General features: G+C 68.1%; 17 protein-coding genes. 2 read left to right on the top strand and 15 right to left on the bottom strand.

Going from position 1 to position 17,815, the window contains the following annotated elements:
- Nucleotides 1-20: 20 nt before the first annotated feature.
- From MME74_RS06160 to MME74_RS06135, 6 genes are all read right to left on the bottom strand, one after another.
- Nucleotides 21-1,310 carry a citrate synthase gene (locus MME74_RS06160; RefSeq protein ID WP_267417853.1) on the bottom strand — a complete coding sequence of 430 codons (1,290 nt, stop codon included), beginning with the start codon at nucleotides 1,308-1,310 and terminating at the stop codon, nucleotides 21-23.
- 189 nt (nucleotides 1,311-1,499) lie between these two features.
- Nucleotides 1,500-2,612, bottom strand: a complete 1,113-nt coding sequence (gene dapC / locus MME74_RS06155) for a succinyldiaminopimelate transaminase (RefSeq protein ID WP_267417852.1) — start codon at nucleotides 2,610-2,612, stop codon at nucleotides 1,500-1,502.
- A 9-nt stretch (nucleotides 2,613-2,621) separates the two neighbouring features.
- Nucleotides 2,622-2,942, bottom strand: coding sequence for a ferredoxin (gene fdxA, locus MME74_RS06150; protein WP_021199610.1), 321 nt, complete (start codon nucleotides 2,940-2,942; stop codon nucleotides 2,622-2,624).
- A 9-nt stretch (nucleotides 2,943-2,951) separates the two neighbouring features.
- Nucleotides 2,952-3,362, bottom strand: a complete 411-nt coding sequence (locus MME74_RS06145) for a histidinol dehydrogenase (protein WP_267417849.1) — start codon at nucleotides 3,360-3,362, stop codon at nucleotides 2,952-2,954.
- A gap of 127 nt (nucleotides 3,363-3,489) precedes the next feature.
- Nucleotides 3,490-3,804 carry an AzlD domain-containing protein gene (locus MME74_RS06140; protein ID WP_267417848.1) on the bottom strand — a complete coding sequence of 105 codons (315 nt, stop codon included), beginning with the start codon at nucleotides 3,802-3,804 and terminating at the stop codon, nucleotides 3,490-3,492.
- Nucleotides 3,801-4,523, bottom strand: a complete 723-nt coding sequence (locus MME74_RS06135) for an AzlC family ABC transporter permease (RefSeq protein ID WP_267417847.1) — start codon at nucleotides 4,521-4,523, stop codon at nucleotides 3,801-3,803. The genes MME74_RS06140 and MME74_RS06135 overlap by 4 nt, the downstream gene beginning before the upstream one ends.
- 101 nt (nucleotides 4,524-4,624) lie before the next feature.
- Between MME74_RS06135 and MME74_RS06130 the strand changes: the two genes are divergently transcribed.
- Complete coding sequence (locus MME74_RS06130) at nucleotides 4,625-5,173, top strand: helix-turn-helix domain-containing protein (protein WP_267417846.1); 549 nt, start codon at nucleotides 4,625-4,627, stop codon at nucleotides 5,171-5,173.
- Between the two features lie 3 nt (nucleotides 5,174-5,176).
- Here MME74_RS06130 and MME74_RS06125 read toward each other — a convergent pair whose 3' ends face one another.
- From MME74_RS06125 to typA, 4 genes are all read right to left on the bottom strand, one after another.
- Nucleotides 5,177-6,802 carry an MFS transporter gene (locus MME74_RS06125; RefSeq protein ID WP_267417844.1) on the bottom strand — a complete coding sequence of 542 codons (1,626 nt, stop codon included), beginning with the start codon at nucleotides 6,800-6,802 and terminating at the stop codon, nucleotides 5,177-5,179.
- 10 nt (nucleotides 6,803-6,812) lie between these two features.
- Nucleotides 6,813-7,847: a glutaminase A gene (gene glsA / locus MME74_RS06120; protein ID WP_267417842.1), complete on the bottom strand. Its 1,035-nt coding sequence runs from the start codon at nucleotides 7,845-7,847 to the stop codon at nucleotides 6,813-6,815.
- A gap of 96 nt (nucleotides 7,848-7,943) precedes the next feature.
- A complete protein-coding gene (locus MME74_RS06115) occupies nucleotides 7,944-8,843 on the bottom strand; it encodes a phospholipase (protein ID WP_267417841.1) in 900 nt (299 codons plus the stop codon).
- 195 nt (nucleotides 8,844-9,038) lie between these two features.
- Complete coding sequence (gene typA, locus MME74_RS06110; RefSeq protein ID WP_267417839.1) at nucleotides 9,039-10,952, bottom strand: translational GTPase TypA; 1,914 nt, start codon at nucleotides 10,950-10,952, stop codon at nucleotides 9,039-9,041.
- A gap of 101 nt (nucleotides 10,953-11,053) precedes the next feature.
- Here typA and MME74_RS06105 point away from each other — a divergent pair, with 101 nt between their 5' ends.
- Nucleotides 11,054-11,860: a CPBP family intramembrane glutamic endopeptidase gene (locus tag MME74_RS06105; RefSeq protein ID WP_267417838.1), complete on the top strand. Its 807-nt coding sequence runs from the start codon at nucleotides 11,054-11,056 to the stop codon at nucleotides 11,858-11,860.
- A 10-nt stretch (nucleotides 11,861-11,870) separates the two neighbouring features.
- Here MME74_RS06105 and MME74_RS06100 read toward each other — a convergent pair whose 3' ends face one another.
- From MME74_RS06100 to MME74_RS06080, 5 genes are all read right to left on the bottom strand, one after another.
- Complete coding sequence (locus MME74_RS06100) at nucleotides 11,871-12,440, bottom strand: PH domain-containing protein (protein ID WP_267417837.1); 570 nt, start codon at nucleotides 12,438-12,440, stop codon at nucleotides 11,871-11,873.
- Nucleotides 12,437-14,119: a dipeptide ABC transporter ATP-binding protein gene (locus tag MME74_RS06095; RefSeq protein WP_267417835.1), complete on the bottom strand. Its 1,683-nt coding sequence runs from the start codon at nucleotides 14,117-14,119 to the stop codon at nucleotides 12,437-12,439. The genes MME74_RS06100 and MME74_RS06095 overlap by 4 nt, the downstream gene beginning before the upstream one ends.
- The gene (locus MME74_RS06090) at nucleotides 14,116-15,069 is read right to left on the bottom strand and encodes an ABC transporter permease (RefSeq protein WP_267417834.1); all 954 of its coding nucleotides are present in this window, start codon (nucleotides 15,067-15,069) and stop codon (nucleotides 14,116-14,118) included. Before MME74_RS06090 ends, MME74_RS06095 begins: the two co-directional genes overlap by 4 nt.
- Nucleotides 15,059-15,988: an ABC transporter permease gene (locus tag MME74_RS06085; protein ID WP_267417833.1), complete on the bottom strand. Its 930-nt coding sequence runs from the start codon at nucleotides 15,986-15,988 to the stop codon at nucleotides 15,059-15,061. Before MME74_RS06085 ends, MME74_RS06090 begins: the two co-directional genes overlap by 11 nt.
- 95 nt (nucleotides 15,989-16,083) lie before the next feature.
- On the bottom strand, nucleotides 16,084-17,730 hold the full coding sequence (locus tag MME74_RS06080; protein ID WP_267417832.1) for a peptide ABC transporter substrate-binding protein: 1,647 nt from the start codon (nucleotides 17,728-17,730) through the stop codon (nucleotides 16,084-16,086).
- Nucleotides 17,731-17,815: the final 85 nt, after the last annotated feature.

The following is a 17,815-nucleotide window of genomic DNA, read 5'->3' as shown; positions in this document are numbered from 1 at the left end:
CACGCGTCGCCGCCCCTCCCCTAGCGGGTCGGGAACGAGCGCTCGGGCGATCCGGTGTACAGCTGCTGCGGGCGGCCGATCTTGGTCTGCGGGTCGAGCTGCAGCTCACGCCACTGCGCGAGCCAGCCCGGAAGACGACCGATCGCGAACAGCACGGTGAACATGCGGGTCGGGAAGCCCATCGCCTTGTAGATCACGCCGGTGTAGAAGTCGACGTTCGGGTACAGGCGACGCTCACGGAAGTAGTCGTCGGCCAGCGCCAGCTCCTCGAGCTCCTTGGCGAGGTCGAGCAGCGGGTCGGTGACGCCCAGCGAGGAGAGGACCTCGTCGGCCGCATCCTTGACGAGCTTGGCGCGCGGATCGTAGTTCTTGTAGACCCGGTGCCCGAAGCCCATCAGCTTCACGCCCTCTTCCTTGTTCTTCACCCGCTCGACGAAGCGCGAGACGCTCTGGCCCGAGTCGCGGATCTGACCCAGCATCGTCAGCACGGCCTCGTTCGCCCCACCGTGCAGCGGGCCGGAGAGCGCCTGGATGCCGGCGGACACCGAGGCGAACTGGTTCGCTCCCGTGGAGCCCACGAGGCGGACGGTCGAGGTGGAGGCGTTCTGCTCGTGGTCTTCGTGCAGGATGAGGAGCAGCTCGAGAGCCTTCGACATCACCGGGTTGACCTCGTACTCCTCGCTGTGCACACCGAAGTTCAGCTTGAGGAAGTTGTCGACGAAGCTCAGCGAGTTGTCCGGGTAGAGGAACGCCTGGCCGACGCTCTTCTTGTGCGCGTAGGCCGCGATCACCGGGAGCTTGGCGAGCATGCGCACCATGTTCAGCTCGACGTGCTCGGGGTTGTGCGGGTCGGTCTGGCCCTCGTAGTAGGTGGAGAGCGCGGCGACGGCCGAGGACAGCACCGACATCGGGTGCGCCGTGTGCGGCAGGGCCGAGAAGAAGCGCTTGAGATCTTCGTGGAGCAGCGTGTGACGACGGATCTTCTCGTCGAACTCCGCGAGCTCGGAGGCGGAGGGCAGCTCGCCGTAGATGAGGAGCCAGGCCACCTCGAGGTAGCTGGTCGATCCCGCCAGCTGCTCGATCGGATATCCGCGATAGCGCAGGATGCCCTTGTCACCGTCGATGAAGGTGATCTCGGACTTCGTGGAGGCGGTGTTGACGAAGCCGTAGTCGAGCCCCGTGTACCCGGTCTGCCGGGTCAGCGTCGAGAAGTCGATGCTGTCATGCCCTGCCGTGCCGCGCAGCACCGGGAATTCGGCGGTCGTCTCGCCGATCGTCAGCTTCGCCGTCTGGTCTGCCGCTGCGCTCACGCGGACCTCCTCCTGGTGTCCGCCCCGCGCGTCGCGGTGTGTCGGACAAGATCTTGATCAAGTCGGAACTGGCGATCTCTCGGCGCTGAGGCACCAGGTCGGGTCACGACCGAATCGCCTTTACAGCCTAGTAGGCACACAGGCCTACTGTGACATCCGCCAAACGGATGCCGTCTGCAAGGAGGGAACCTACAGGATCCCACCAGAGAGTCGGCGAGCGGCCTCGAGAACACGCTCGGTCGGGGCGGTGAGCGCCAGGCGGACGTGCTGCCCGGAGTCGGCTCCGTAGAAGGGCCCGGGCCCCGCGAGGATGCCGAGGTCGGCGAGCCGTCCCATCGACTCCCAGGCGTCGCGCCCCTCGGTCGCCCACAGGTACAGCCCGGCCTCGGAGCCGTCGATGCGGAAGCCGGCGGCCTCCAGGGCGGGTCGCAGCGCGTCGCGACGGGTGCGATACAGGGCCTTCTGCGCGGCGACGTGCTCATCGTCTCCGAGCGCGACCGCCATCGCGTGCTGCACCGGCGCGGGCGGCATCAGACCGAGGTGCTTGCGTGCGGTGAGCAGTTCCCCCACGATGCGCGCACATCCGGCCACGAAGGCCGCCCGATACCCGGCGAGATTCGACTGCTTGCTCAGCGAGTAGACGCTGAGCAGGTTCGCGCGGCTGCCGTCGGTCACCCGCGGGTCGAGGATCGACGGGATCGGCTCCTCTGCCCAGACGCCGTCCCAGCCCAGCTCGGCGTAGCACTCATCGCTCGCGAGCACGGCGCCGAGCTCGCGCGCGCGGCGCACGGCCGCGGCCAGCTCGTCGACGGTCCAGGTGCGTCCGTCCGGGTTGCCCGGGGTGTTGATCCAGATGAGCTTCGCGCCCTCCGGCCAGTCGGCCGGGTCGTCGGCGGGCACGGGCGTCGCTCCGACGACACGGGCACCCACCTCGTAGGTCGGATACGCCACGCGCGGGTGCACGACGATGTCGCCCTCCCCCAGCCCGAGCAGTGTCGGCAGCAGGGCGACGAGCTCCTTCGAGCCGATCGTGGGGAGCACATTGTCGACCCGGAGGTCGGTCACCCCCCGGCGCCGTGCGTACCAGTCGACGATCGCCTCGCGCAGCGTCGGCGTGCCGACCGTCTGCGGGTAGGCGTGCGCGTCGGTGGCCTCGGCGAGGGCACGACGGATGATCTCGGGCGTCGGATCGACGGGCGAGCCGACCGAGAGGTCCACCAGACCCTCGGGGTGCTGCGCGGCGCGCTCACGGAACGGGACGACGGCATCCCACGGGTAGTCGGCGAGGTCGTGGACGCTCACGGAACGCGCCTACTCGCCCTGCGGCGGGAGCGCGGCGATGATCGGGTGGTCGAACGCGTAGACGCCGACCTTGGCCGCGCCTCCGGGAGAGCCGATCTCGTCGAAGAACTCGACGTTGGCCTTGTAGTAGTCCTGCCACTCGTCGGGCAGGTCGTCCTCGTAGTAGATGGCCTCGACCGGGCACACCGGCTCGCAGGCGCCGCAGTCCACGCACTCGTCCGGGTGGATGTACAACGACCGTTCACCCTCGTAGATGCAGTCAACGGGGCACTCGTCGATGCAGGCGCGATCCTTGACATCGACGCACGGGAGGGCGATCACATACGTCACCCCTCCAGTCTACGACTCGCGGGGCTCGGGTTCCTGCGCGGCAGGCGCCTCGGTGCGCACCGGTGTCCGCGCGAACGACGGCCACGCGATGACGAGCAGCACGATTCCGGCCACCAGGTAGGTCCAGATCTGGCCGCTGAGCGAGTCCGGCACGACGATGGATCCGCCGGGACCGACGCCGGAGATCAGCACGAGCATCCCGATCATGCCGAGACCCGCCGCCACCGCCGCTCCCCTGTCGTGCGTGAGTGCGCGCACGGCGATGAGGATCGCGGCGCAGGCGATCGCCGCGACGATGATGCCGATCGGGACCGGGCCCCACATCACACTGTGCGCGATCGTGCCCGCGACGCCGTAGACGCCGCCCACCAGGGCGGCAGCGACCCACGACAACACCCTGGACACCCGGTTCACGCGCACCCGTCGATCTTACCCGCGCCTCCTGGCAGCCCGACGAGAGCAGCCCGACGAGAGCAGCCCGACGAGAGCAGCCCGACGAGAGCAGCCCGACGAGAGCAGCCCGACGAGAGCAGCCCGACGAGAGCGGTCAGGATGCGAGACCGAAGAGGCGCAGCAGGGCCGCCACGAGTGCCGCAGCGACCACGACCACCAGGAACGACTGCCTCAGCCACAGCAGCCCTCCCGCGACCAGCAAGGCGGGCACGCGGGCATCCACCGTGATCGCCTGACCGTCGCCGAGCGTCTGCACGGCGACGAGCGCGGCCAGGAGGGCCACGGTCAGCAGGTCGGAGATGCGGGCGGTGCGCGGCGCCTCGAGCACCTTGGGAGGCACCAGATAGCCGGCGGCCTTCAGCGCCAGACAGATCAGCGCGGCGAGGAGGATCGCGCTCCACAGGCTCATGCGGGCACCTCCGAACCGGGAGGCGTCCGGTCATCGGGCAACGAGGGGCGACGCCCCAGCCAGTCGAACCATCCGACCGCGATCGCGACGACGGCCGCGACGAGCACCGGGAGACCCGGCATGAGGAACGGGGTGAAGGCGGCGGCCACCACCGCGGCGGCCACGCCCACCGCGACCGCCTGCCGCTGCTTCAGACGCGGCCAGAGCAGGGCGAGGAAGGCCGCGGCCGCAGCCGCGTCCAGCCCCCAGGTCTTGGGGTCGCCGAGCACATCGCCGACGAGGGCCCCGACGAGCGTGGTGATGTTCCAGCCGACGAAGATGCCGATGCCGGTCACCCAGAATCCGACCTGCCGCAACCGGGGATCGCTCTGCGAGATCGCCACCGCCGTGGACTCGTCGATCGTGAAGTGCGCCGCCGCGGCCTTGCGCGCCGGTCCGCCGCCGACGATCGGCGACATGCGCATGCCGTAGGCCACGTTGCGCACGCCGAGCAGCACAGCCGAGGCGATCGCCGAAGGCAGGGCAGCGAGACCACCGGCCGTGAACACGCCCACGAAGGCGAACTGCGATCCCCCGGTGAACATCAGGAGGCTGAGGACGCAGGTCTGCCAGACGTCGAGGCCGGCGGCCACGGCCAGCGCACCGAAGGAGACGCCGTAGGCGCTGGTCGCGAGCACGACGCCGAGCGCCTCGCGCCAGACCTCACGCTCCGCGGTCATCACGCCGCCGGCGCACTGTTCGACTCAATGAACGCATGTCCATCATTCTGAACAGCTCATGGCGGATAGTCAAGCGAACGAACGTTTGACATGATGAACACATGGAGGAACTCCGCACACGTATCGCCCGCACCCTGCGCCGAGAGCGGGAGGCCGCGAGCCTGTCGGTCTCCGAGCTCGCGCGACGAGCCGGCATCTCGAAGGCGACCGTGTCGCAACTCGAAAGCGGCTCCGGGAACCCCAACGTCGAGACGCTGTGGGCGCTGGGGGTCGCGCTCGGCGTGCCCTTCGCCGTGCTCGTGGACCAGCAGGCCAACGCCCCCACGCTCATCCGGGCCGACGACCTCGCCGGCGTGCCCTCCTCCGCCGCGGCGTACAGCGCCACGCTGCTGTCGGCCAGCCCGCCCGGCGCGCGCCGGGACGTCTACCTGATCCAGGCCGAGCCCGGCGACGCCCGTCGCTCCGACCCGCATCACCCCGGCACCATCGAGCACGTGATCCTGATCGCCGGGGAGGCGCGGATCGGACCTGCCGGCGACCCGGTGCTGCTGAATCCGGGCGACTATCTCACATACGCCGGCGACGCCCCGCACATCTTCGAGGCGACGGCGCCCGGCACGAGCGCCGTGCTCATCTCCGAGCTGCGCTGAGCCTCACTCCGGTCCCGCCGCGGGCGACGGGTCGGGGATCTCGTGCGGACGGTACTGCGGCAGCCGCGAGGCCGGGAGGATCGCCAGTGCGCTGATCCCGGCGAGCAGGAGCAGACCGAGCTTGAGCGTGCCCAGCCGCGCCTCCTCGTTCACGACCACCGCCGCGTCCACCTGCTCGGGCGTCGCATCCGTGTTCTCGAGGGCGGCGCGCAGATCGTCGTTGCTGATGAAGTTGAGGCTGTCCATGTCGACCTGGGCGACGAGGGACGGCGGCAGCTCCGGGTGCTCCACGACCGCCCGTCCGACGCTCAGCCCGAGCAGGGAGACCAGCAGCGCACCCGCGAGGGCGGTGCCGACGGCGGAGGCGAGGTTCTGGGTCGTCCCCCGGAGCGAACCGACGTCACCGGCGAGCTCGGCCGGGGCCGCGGTCACCAGCACGTTGAACACCAGCGTCACCAGGGCGCCCTGCCCGATGCCGAACACGATGAGCCCGGCGATCGTCGGGATCGTCTCCCAGTTGTTGGTCACGACGACCGACAGCCACACCAGCGCCACCGTGGTGAGGATGAATCCGACGACCCCGATCGTGCGCGGCGGGAAGCGCTTGTACAGCCGCACCACGAGGGTGGCCGTGACGAAGACCGTGAGGTTGAACGGCATCATCGCGATGGATGTGTCGAAGGGCGTGCGCCCCTGCACGATCTGGATGTAGAGCGGGATCGTGAAGTTCACGCACGCTTCCAGGGCGACGACGATGAACATCGCGTACACCGCCGCACGCTCGCGCGAGGAGCCGAGCACGCTCAGATCGATCAGCGGCACCTTCCCCTCCGCCATCCGCTTCCTGGTCCAGAGGAAGAACCCCTGGCCGAGCACCAGGCCGACGACGATGAAGACCGGCGCCGGCGACAGCCCCAGCACGGTGAACGGGGCGTCCGGGGCCGCGGCCACAGCACCCCAGGCGTTCAGGTTGTTGAACCCCAGTGTCAGCAGCACGATCGCGGCGCCGATGAGCAGCGACGCGACGAGGTCGATGCGGATCGAGGCGTCCCCGCGGTCGCCCCGCAGGGTGAAGCTCAGGGCGAAGACGATGACGGCGATCCCCAGGACGATGATGAACATCGGCCGCCAGCCGACCAGGGTGCCGAGGGTACCGCCGATGAGGAACGCGCTGACGCCGGAGATCGCTCGCGCCGAGCCGATGGCGCCGATCGCGGTCGCCTGCTGCGGGCCACGATAGTTCTCGGCGATGAGCGCGACGATCGACGGGACGATGATCGCCGCCGCCGCCCCCGCGACCGCCTGCCCCGCGATTGCCCAGCCGACGGTGGGCGCGAAGAGCATCATCACGGACGACCCCGCGAACAGCGCGATCACGATCCGGAAGATGACGACCCAGCCGATCCGCTGACCGAGTTTGGCACCCGTCATCACGAGCGCGGCCACGGCGAGGCCGTACATGACGATGGTCGTGCTGGCGACCGTCGGCGGTACACCGAAGTCGCTCACCATGCCCCCGAGGGAGATCGGCAGCGCGGCGACGTTGAACGACATCAGGACCTGTGCGAGGAACAGGCTGACCATCGGCAGCCAGGAGGTCTTGGTCGGGGTCTGCGACGTCTGGGTCATGGTTGCGCTCCTATACGGCGGACGGGGGGACGGTCTCGGAGTGACGACGGGACGCCGGCGCCGAGGCGAACAGGTTCAGCCCCAGCACCCGCGACAGATAGCCGATCGCCATCTGGGAGCGGACGGAGTTCCCCGCCTCATCCAGACGCGGGGAGAAGCCGGCGGCCGCGCCCTTGCCCGGGGCGATCGCGACGATGCCCCCGGCGACGCCGGACTTCGCCGGCAGCCCGATCTCGAACAGCCAGTCACCGGAGCGTTCATACAGACCGGTCGAGGCGACGACCGCGAGCGTGTCCCGGCACACCTCCTCCGAGACCACGCGGACGCCGGTGACGGGGTTCACTCCCCCGTCGGCGAGTGTCGCCCCCATCACGGCGAGATCATGCGCCGTGACGCTGAGCGCGCACTGACGCGTGTAGACGTCGACGATCTCGTCCGGGTCGCCTTCCAGCCGGCCGTAGCTGCGGAGCAGGCGTCCGAGCGCGCGGTTGCGGTCGTTGGTCTCCGCCTCGGACGCGTACACCACGCCGTCGAGGCTCAGCGGGCGGCCCGCGAACGCCGACAGGCCCTCGCGGACGCGTTCCCACTGCTCGACCGAGGTGGCACCCGGCATCAGCGCGGTCGTGGCGATGGCGCCCGCGTTCACCATCGGGTTCATCGGATGGCCGTCGTTGAGTTCCAGGGCCATCACGGAGTTGAACGGAAGTCCGGTGTTGTTCACCCCGACGACGTCCCGCACGCGCTCATGGCCGTGCTCCTGGATCGCCAGCGCGTAGACGAACATCTTCGAGATCGACTGGATCGAGAAGGGATGCAGCGCGTCCCCCGCGTCGTGCAGCCCGCCACCGACCTCGATGACGGCCAGCCCGAAGAGCTCAGGGTCGGCCTCGGCGAGCACCGGGATGTAGTCGGCCACCCGGCCGCCGCGCTCCTCCGAATAGCGGGCGTGCGCCTCGCGGACGATCTCCTCGACACGATCCCATCCCGGCAGCGTGCCGGTGGACACCTCCTGCGGCACATCGCGCCACGCCACGGGGTCGAGCACATTTCCTCCTCGGATCCGGGACGCCCCCAGCCGTCAGAGTCACCGTAGCGCTCGGCGCCGCCCAGGGCGAGGAATTCCTCGGAGGCACGCGTCCGATCAGTACCAGTTCATGGCCTGCGAGTGCGACCAGGCGCTGCACGGCGTGCCGTACGTCGAGGAGATGTAGCCCAGCCCCCACGCGACCTGCGTCGCGGCGTTCGTCTGCCAGTCGGACCCGGCCGCGGCCATCTTGCTGCCCGGGAGCGCCTGCGGGATCCCCGTCGCGCCGCCGTCCGCGTTGTAGGCCTGGTAGTTCCAGCCCGACTCCTTGGTCCACAGCGATTCCAGGCACGAGAACTGGTCCCCGCCCCAGCCGTACCGGCTCGACATCAGCTGCCGCGCGGAGGCCTTCGCTCCGTCGACGGTGTTGGCAGCCGCCAGAGCCGCCGCCGCCTTCTTCTCCGCGGCTGCCTTCGCCGCAGCCTTCTCGGCGGCGAGGCGGGCCGCGTCCTCCGCGGCCTTCTTCTCCTGGGCCGCGGTGAGCGCCGTCTGCACCTCCCGGGTGTCGGCGACGACCCGGGTGATCTCCGAATCGGCCTCCTTCGCGAGGATCCCGACCAGGAGCACCGGCATCACGTCGCTCTCGCCGAGCCGGTCGATGTCGTCCTCGAGGTCGGACGTGTCGATGGAGGTGTCGACCCCCACCTCGAGCCCGGAGGCGACGACATCGGCCGTCACCGTCTCGGCCGCCGAGACGGCGCTCCGGGCTTCCACCAGGGTCGCCGCGGCGTCGTCGCTGATCTTCGAGAACGGTTCGGCGCCGACGAGGGGCCGCGCCACCGCAGAGGCATCGGGGGTCATATCGCCGATGGCGGGGCTGGAGGCGAGGCCCACGCTGAGCGTGATGCCGACGAGGGTGGCCGCGGTGATGCCGAGGACGGTCATCGGGCGGTGGGTCGCGGTGCGGGCGGATGCCGCCGCGGAGGCGCGCCGAAGCGCACGGGTTTTCTGAAGCATGGGTTCGACTTTCGGGTGGTCGTACGCCCTTGCAGGAGACTCATCGGGAGCTCGTCCCAGGCGCAAGTGAACCACTCTGCATGGTGAACCTGAGCAAAAACCATCCCTCACCTGGGATTTACATGAGAAGAGGGCCTCGCGCACGCCTTTCGGCGGCACGAGGCCCTCTCACTCGGAGCGTCTCCGAGAGTGGTCTCAGACGTTCGCGTCCTGACGCTTCAGGCGAGCGGTCTCCCGCGCGCGGGTGTTCGCGTCGAGGTTCACCTTGCGGATGCGGACGACCTCGGGGGTCACCTCGACGCATTCGTCGTCGCGGGCGAACTCGAGGCTCTCCTCCAGCGTCAGCTGGCGCGGAGGCGTCATCGACTCGAAGGTGTCGGAGCTCGCCGCACGCATGTTGGTGAGCTTCTTCTCCTTGGTGATGTTCACGTCCATGTCGTCGGCGCGAGAGTTCTCGCCGATGACCATGCCCTCGTAGACCTCCTGCGTGGGCTGCACGAAGAAGGACATGCGCTCCTGCAGGGCGATCATCGCGAACGGGGTGACGACACCCTGACGGTCGGCGACGATCGAGCCGTTCTGGCGCGTGGTGATGGAACCGGCCCACGGCTCGTAGCCGTGCGAGATCGCGTTCGCGATGCCGGTGCCACGCGTGGTGGTGAGGAACTCGCTGCGGAAGCCGATGAGGCCGCGCGACGGGACGATGAACTCCATGCGCACCCAGCCGGTGCCGTGGTTCGTCATGTTCTCCATGCGACCCTTGCGGTTCGCGAGCAGCTGGGTGATAGCGCCGAGGTGCTCCTCCGGCGTGTCGATCGTGAGGTGCTCGAACGGCTCGTAGGTCTTGCCGTCGATCTTCTTCGTGACCACCTGCGGCTTGCCGACGGTGAGCTCGAAGCCCTCACGGCGCATGTTCTCGACGAGGATCGCGAGGGCCAGCTCTCCACGGCCCTGGACCTCCCAGGCGTCCGGACGTCCGATGTCGACGACCTTGAGCGAGACGTTTCCGATCAGCTCCTTGTCGAGACGGTCCTTGACCATGCGAGCGGTGAGCTTGTGGCCCTTGACCTTGCCCATGAGCGGCGAGGTGTTGGTACCGATCGTCATCGAGATGGCGGGGTCGTCGACCGTGATGGCCGGCAGCGGACGCACATCCTCGGGGTCGGCGATGGTCTCGCCGATCGTGATGTTCTCGAAGCCGGCGATGGCGACGATGTCACCGGGGCCGGCGGAGTCGGCGGGGTAGCGCTCGAGCGCACGCGTCTTCAGCAGCTCGGTGATGCGCGCGTTCTGGTGCGTGCCGTCAGCACGGACCCAGGCCACGGTCTGGCCCTTCTTCAGCGTGCCGTTGAAGACGCGCAGGAGTGCGAGACGGCCGAGGAACGGGCTGGAGTCGAGGTTCGTGACCCAGGCCTGCAGCGGGTGCTCGTCGTCGTACTCCGGAGCGGGAACGTGCTCGAGGATCGCCTCGAACAGCGGCTCGAGGTCGTCGTTGTCCGGCAGCGAGCCGTCGGCGGGACGGTTCTGCGATGCCGCACCGGCACGGCCGGAGGCGTAGACCACCGGCACATCGAGGAGCGCGTCGACGTCGAGGTCGGGCACATCGTCGACCAGGTCGGAGGCGAGACCCAGCAGCAGGTCGTGCGCCTCTTCCTCGACCTCCGCGATGCGGGCGTCGGGACGGTCGGTCTTGTTGACCAGGAGGATGACGGGGAGCTTGGCCTCGAGCGCCTTGCGCAGCACGAAGCGGGTCTGCGGCAGCGGGCCCTCACTCGCGTCGACGAGCAGCACGACACCGTCGACCATGGACAGGCCGCGCTCGACCTCGCCACCGAAGTCGGCGTGACCCGGGGTGTCGATCACGTTGATCGTGATCTCCTTGCCCTGGGCGTGCTTGCCCTTGTAGGTGATCGCCGTGTTCTTGGCGAGGATCGTGATGCCCTTCTCACGTTCCAGGTCGTTCGAGTCCATGGCGCGCTCATCGACGTGGGCGTGTTCGCCGAAGGAGCCCGTCTGACGCAGCATGGCGTCGACGAGAGTCGTCTTGCCGTGGTCGACGTGGGCGACGATTGCGACGTTGCGGAGGTCAGAACGGAGGGCGTGCGCCATACAGGTGTCCTAAAGAGTGTGGGGTTTCGTCGGGAAGCCGACGTTCCAGGATAACGCAAGCTCAGGGCGCGTTCCTGAATACAGGTCGTAGCATCGAGATCGTGACCCGATCGCAGGCTCAGGGAGACCCTCCCGACCTCTCCCCCGCCCCCTCCCGCGCGCGACTGTGGTGGGAGATCGCGATCGTCCTGGCGCTCGGACTCGGACAGTCCGCGGTGTACGCGATCGTGCAGCTCGTCTACCGCCTCACCGACTCGGTCCCGATCGCCGATCAGGTGGCGAAGCTCAACCCCTCGCGCAGCGACCGGGAGATCTTCGACCTGATCTACCAGGTGCTCGCGATCGGATTCTCGCTCGTCCCGGTGCTGCTGGTCTGCTTCCTGCTCTGGCAGTCGCGCCGCCCGCACCTGGAACGCCTGGGCCTGGACGGCACGCGGGTGGGGAGGGACGCTGGTCGTGGCGTCCTCCTCGTGCTGGCGATCGGCATACCCGGCATCGCGCTCTACCTCGGCGGACGGGCGCTGGGGATGACGGTCGCCATCGACCCGGCGGGGATCGACGCGTACTGGTGGACGGTGCCGGTCCTGCTGCTGGCGGCCGCCCGCGCGGCGCTGCAGGAGGAGTTCGTCCTGCTCGGCTATCTCTTCACCCGACTCCGGCAGCTGGGCTGGGGGCCGTGGTCGATCATCATCGCGACATCGATCCTGCGGGCGAGCTACCACCTCTACCAGGGCTATCCGGCGTTCTTCGGGAACCTCGCCATGGGGCTGCTGTTCGGCTGGCTGTACCAGCGCTCCGGACGTCTGATGCCGTTCCTCGTGGCGCACTTCCTGATCGACGCCACGGCGTTCGTCGGCTACCCGTGGGCGGCATCGATGTGGCCCGACCTGTTCGGCCTGCCCGGCTGAGCCGAGCGGCTCAGCTCGCGTTCGCGACGAGCAGCACGGAGATCGCCGCCCAGACGATGATCACGGCGAGAGCGATCAGGGCGCGCGCGTCCCACGAGCGACGGATCTCCGCGGTCGCCGCGGCGCCCGCGCTCTGCCAGCGATCGCGGATGTCCGTGAGATCCGCGAGACCGGCCGGCGCCTTCTGCTCATCGTCCTGACGCATGCGGCTCCGCCGCTGACGCGCATGGGCGGGGCCGCCGAAACAGCTGATGTCGGTGCCGTCCTCGAGGGAGAAGACGAGCTGCCACCGCATGTCGATGTCGCGTACCCGGCTCCAGCCGAACGACGTGCGGCGCAGCAGGTTCTGGACCACCGCTCCCTCGCCGTCGACGCGTACATACGAGACGAAGCTCAGTTCGTAGATGCACCAGAGGCCGAGCAGCACCCACGGCGCGAGGAGCAGCATCTGCTCCCAGCCGCCGCGGACAACGGCGTCTCCGAGGAGGAACAGCGCCAGCAGGCCGGTCAGGACGATGGTGATGACGCCCGAGGGCGCACGGAGAGTCCGTGCGCCCTCGGGTGTGGGTGCTGCCGTCACGATCCGGCGCCGCCCAGGGGGATGGTGACACCCGGGATCGCCTTGAGCAGGCGATCCGTGTACTCCTGCTGCGGGTTCGCGAAGATCTCGTCGACGGTCCCCTGCTCGACGAGCTTGCCGTGCTCCATGACGCAGACGAAGTCGCTGGACACGCGCACGACCGCGAGGTCGTGAGTGATGAACAGGTACGTGAGATCGAGCTCCGACTGCAGCTCGGCGAGCAGCTTGAGGATCTGATCCTGCACCAGCACGTCCAGCGCCGAGACCGCCTCGTCGAGCACCACGATGTCGGGCTTGAGCGCCAGCGCGCGCGCGATGGCGACACGCTGCCGCTGTCCACCGGACAGTTCGTTGGGATACCGCGTCGAGAGATCACGGGGCAGCGACACCTGGTCGAGGAGCTCGAGCACCCGCTCGCGCCGCGACGTCTGGTCGCCGATGCGGTGGATGTTCAGGGGCTCCGCGATCGTGTTGCCGATGTTGCGCATCGGATCCATCGACCCGTAGGGGTCCTGGAACACGGGCTGCATGCGCCGCCGCAGTCCGAACGCCTGAGCGGCCGAGAGGTGCGAGACGTCCTTGCCGTCGATCTCGATGAGCCCGGATGTGGGCTCCTCGAGCTTGAGCAGCATCTTGGCGACGGTCGACTTGCCGGAACCCGACTCGCCGACCAGCGCGAGCGTCTTGCCCCGCGGGATCTCGAACGACACGTCGTCGACCGCTCGGAAAGCCTCACTGCGGAAGTTCCCCTGGCGGATCCGATAGTCCTTCGTGAGTCCCGCCACCCGCACGGTCGGTGCGGTGTCGGCCAGTTCCTCGGCGGTCTTGACTCCCCGGTCCTCGACGATCGCCTGAATCCGCTGCGAGGCGATGCTCGGCGCGGCGCCGACCAGTCGCTTCGTGTACGGATGCTGGGGATTCTCGAGGATCGCTCGGCTGGGGCCCGCCTCGACGATGTCGCCACCGTTCATCACGATGATCTTCTCCGCACGCTCGGCGGCGAGGCCCAGGTCGTGCGTGATGAGGAGCACCGCGGTGCCACGGTCCCGCGTCAGCGAGGCCATGTGATCGAGGATGACCCGCTGCACCGTCACGTCCAGCGCGCTGGTCGGCTCGTCGGCGATGAGCAGCTTCGGATCGGCCGCGAGGCCGATGCCGATGAGCGCTCGCTGACGCATGCCGCCCGAGAACTGGTGCGGGTACTGGTGCAGGCGCCGGTCGGCGTCGGCGAGGCCGGCCTGCTTCAGGACCTCGACGGCCCTGTCCCGCACGTGTCCACGGCCCGAGGCGAGGCCGTTCGCACGGACCGCCTCCTTCACCTGGAACCCGATCGACCAGACCGGGTTGAGGCTGGCCATGGGGTCCTGCGGGACGAAGCCGATGTCCTTTCCGCGGACGTCCTCGATCTCGTGGCGGGCGAGCGTCGTGAGCTCACGCCCCTCGAGGGTGATGCTGCCGCCGGTGACCTTTCCGGTGCCGGGCAGCAGGTTGATGATCGCCGCAGCGGTCGTCGACTTGCCGGAACCCGACTCCCCCACGATCGCGACGGTCTCTCCGGCGTGGACGTCGAAGCTCACCCCGTGCAGGACCTCACGCTCGCCGCCCTGGCCACGGAACGCGACCCGCAGGTCGCGCACGCTCAGGATCGGCTCGGTGGGTCGTTGTGCGCGATCGCTCATCGCTGCGCCCTCGCCTTCGGGTCGAGAGCGTCTCGGATGAGCTCGCCCAGCATGATGAACGCGAGCACCGTGACGGTGAGCGCGATCGAGGGATAGATGAGCGACATGGGCGCGATGCGCAGAGAGGTCTGCGCATCGCTGATGTCCTTGCCCCAGGACATCACGTCACCGCTCGCGCCGCCGCCGAGCCCGACTCCGAGGAAGGTCAGAGTCGCTTCGGCGACGATCGCGCCGGCCAGCGCGAGCGTCGCGAGGACGAGCAGCGGGGCGATCGCGTTGGGGATCACGTGCGAGAGCAGCGTGCGGAAACGCGAGAGACCGAGCGAGCTCGATGCGGTCACGAACTCCGCCTGACGCACCCGCAGGATCTCGGCGCGGACGACGCGTGCCGTCGATGCCCACGCGAACCCGCCGATGGCGAGCGAGAGGGTGAAGACGTTGCGGAAGTCCGAGTACACGGTCATGACGACCACGGCGGCGAGCACGTAGGGGATGGAGAAGAAGATGTCGCCGATGCGCGAGAGCACAGCGTCGACCCATCCGCCGTAGTAGCCGGCGAGGGCGCCCATGACCAGGCCGATGCCCGATCCGATGATCGTCGAGATCAGTCCGACGCTCAGCGAGCTGCGGGCACCCCAGACGATGCGGGAGTAGATGTCGCAGCCCTGGAACGTGAAGCCGAGCGGGTGACCCGGTGCGGGGCCGCCGTTCGAGTTCGCGAGCTCGCATCCGTTGTTCGGCGGCGTCTGGGTGAACAGCGTGGGCCAGACCGACATGAGCACGACGATCGCGATGATCACCAGGGAGATCCAGAACATGGGCCGACGGCGCAGGTCGTGCCAGCCGTCACGCCAGAGGCTGGCGGGCTTTCCCGACACGACGACCGCATCGGTCTTGAGAGGCGTCTGCGTCACCGGGGCGACGAAGTGATCTGGCTTTTCAACTGACATAGCGAATCCTCGGGTCGAGCAGTCCGTAGAGCAGGTCCACGAGCAGGTTGACGAGAACGTAGATGATCACGAACACCGTCACGAACGACACGATGGTCGGCCCCTCGTGCTTCAGCGTCGCGTGGAACAGGGTGTTTCCCACGCCGGGGATGTTGAAGATGAACTCCGTCACCGTCGCCCCCACCAGCAGCACGCCGAAGTTCGTCGCGGAGTTGGTGATCACGGGGATGAGGGAGTTGCGCAGGACGTGCACGGGGATCACGCGACCACGCGAGAGCCCCTTGCTGTACGCCGTGCGCACCCAGTCCTGGTTCAGCGTGTCGAGCACGGACCCTCGCATCAGACGCATACTCGTCGCGAACAGGCTCAGGCCGAGCACGATCGCCGGCAGCCACAGATCGTTCCAGTCGTTCTGACCGCCGACGGTGGCACGGAACCACCCGAGTTTGATCGCGAGGAAGTACTGCGCCAGGAACGCGACCACGAAGATGGGCATCGACAGGAAGACCAGCGAGACGACGAGCGACCCGTTGTCGAACAGCTTGCCCTTGCGCAGCGCCGAGAACGTGCCCACGACGATCGCGAGGAGGAACTCGATGCCGATCGCCATGATCGCCAGGCGGCCGGTGACCGGAAGGGTGCGGGCGAGCACCTCGTTCACGGACTGGCCCGAGAACGTCGTACCCATATCACCCTGGAACACACCGAGGATGTAGTAGTAGTACTGCACCAGGAACGGCTGGTCTAGGTGGTACTGGGCGCGGATCGCTTCGAGCAGCGCCGGGGAAGGTGGCTTGTCGCCGAACAACGCCGCGATGGGGTCGCCCGGCATGAGGAAGACGAGTGCGTAGATCAGCAGAGTGGCCCCGAAGAACACGGGGATCAGCTGCAGCAGTCGTCGGATGATGTACGAGAACATCCCTCTCCTTTCATGGAGGTGACGTTCCCACGGGACACAGCTGCGAGGCGACGACGTGATCCGTCGCCGCCTCGCAGCTCAGTCTCCCATGGGGACTACTTCGTCTTGGTGATCTCGTAGTAGAGCGGCACGGAGTTCCAGCCGAAGGTGACGTTGTCCACCGACTCGCCGAATCCACCGGACACGTTCTGGTACCAGAGCGGAACGGCCGGGAGGTCCTCGAGGAGGATCTCCTGAGCCTTCTGGTAGTCCTTGATCGCGTCGGCCTGGTCGCTCGCCGATGCACCGTCAGCCAGCAGCTTGTCGACGTCGGCGTTGGAGTAGTCACCGTCGTTCGAGGACGCACCGGTCGAGTACAGCGGGAACAGGAAGTTGTACAGACCCGGGTAGTCGGCCTGCCATCCCGAACGGTTCGCCGTCTGGATCGTGCGCTTGCCGTCGGCACCACGCTCGTTCACCGCGGCGCGCAGCGTCGCGAAGTCCACGAAGGGAGCTCCGGATGCCTCGATGCCGAGGGTGTTCTTGATGGAGTTCGACACGGCGTCGACCCATGCCTGGTGCGCGCTGTCCGAGTTGTACGCGATCTGGAAGGTTCCGGACCACGGCGAGATCGCGTCGGCCTCGGCCCACAGCTTCTTCGCCTCGTCAGGGTTGTAGGTGAGCACGTCGGCTCCGGCGAGGTCGTCGCTCCAGCCGTCGATCACCGGGGAGGTGAAGTCGCTGGCCGGCGTACGGGTGCCGTTGAAGATCTTGTCGGTGATCTCTTCGCGGTTGATCGCCATGGACAGCGCCGCACGACGGAGCTTGCCCTCGTCGCCGGAGAAGTGCGCGACCTGCTCGCCGATCGTGAACGACTGGAAGATCGCGGCCGGCTGGTTGACGGCACGGTCGCCCAGCTCGTCCTCGAACGTGGCGATCGAGGTGTCGGGGATCGCGTCGAGGACGTCGAGCTCACCCGAGAGGAGGTCGGCGTACGCGGCGTCGAGCGACGTGTAGAAGGTGACGGTCAGACCACCGTTGACGACCTCACGGCTGCCCTGGTAGTCGTCGTTCTTGACCAGCGCGATGCTGATGTCGTGCTGCCATGCACCGTCGCCGTCGAGCTTGTAGGGCCCGTTTCCGATCGGGTTCTCACCGAACGCGGCCATGTCGTCGAAGGCGACGTCGGGCAGCGGGTAGTAAGCGGAGTAACCGAGGCGGGTCGCGAAGTCCGTGGCCACGGGAGTCGTGAGCTCGATCGTGAAGGTGAGGTCGTCGACCTTCTTCAGACCGGTGAGCTCGGCGTCTTCGGTGTCGCTGAAGCCGACGATGTCGCTGAACCAGGACTGGTTGAGCTGCTTGTTCGAGAGGAGCGCGCCGTAGTTCCAGGCCTTGATGAAGTTGTCGGCCAGCACGTCGGTGCCGTCGGTGAACTTCTGGTCCTTCTTGAGCTTGACCGTCAGCTGCGTGGGGCTGTCGACCGTGATCTCGTCGGCCATGTCGTTGACGAGTGCGCCCTTGCCGTCGTAGTACGCGAGTCCGGCGAAGATCGAGTCGAGGATCTTGCCGCCACCGACCTCGTTGGTGTTGGTCGGGATCAGCGGGTTCTCCGGCTCCGACCCGTTCGCGGTGATGATTGCCGAAGCGTCTCCGGTGGGCTTGTCAGCATCGTTGTCACCAGAACCACTTGCGCAGCCCGCGAGCGCCATGGCGCCGATCGCGAACAGCGCGACGCCCGCGAGGGCGATCTTGTTGCGCTTCACTTTTGTCCTCCTGTGGACTTGAACATGGTTCCACCCGCGCACCATCGCGCAGGCAGGGATACCTGAGAGTAACCCGCCGGGCCTC

This window comes from Microbacterium oxydans (assembly GCF_026559675.1).
Classification (GTDB): Bacteria; Actinomycetota; Actinomycetes; order Actinomycetales; family Microbacteriaceae; genus Microbacterium; species Microbacterium oxydans_D.
The sequence above is the reverse complement of the archived record's forward strand: the minus strand, read 5'-3'. Positions and strand labels throughout refer to the sequence as shown.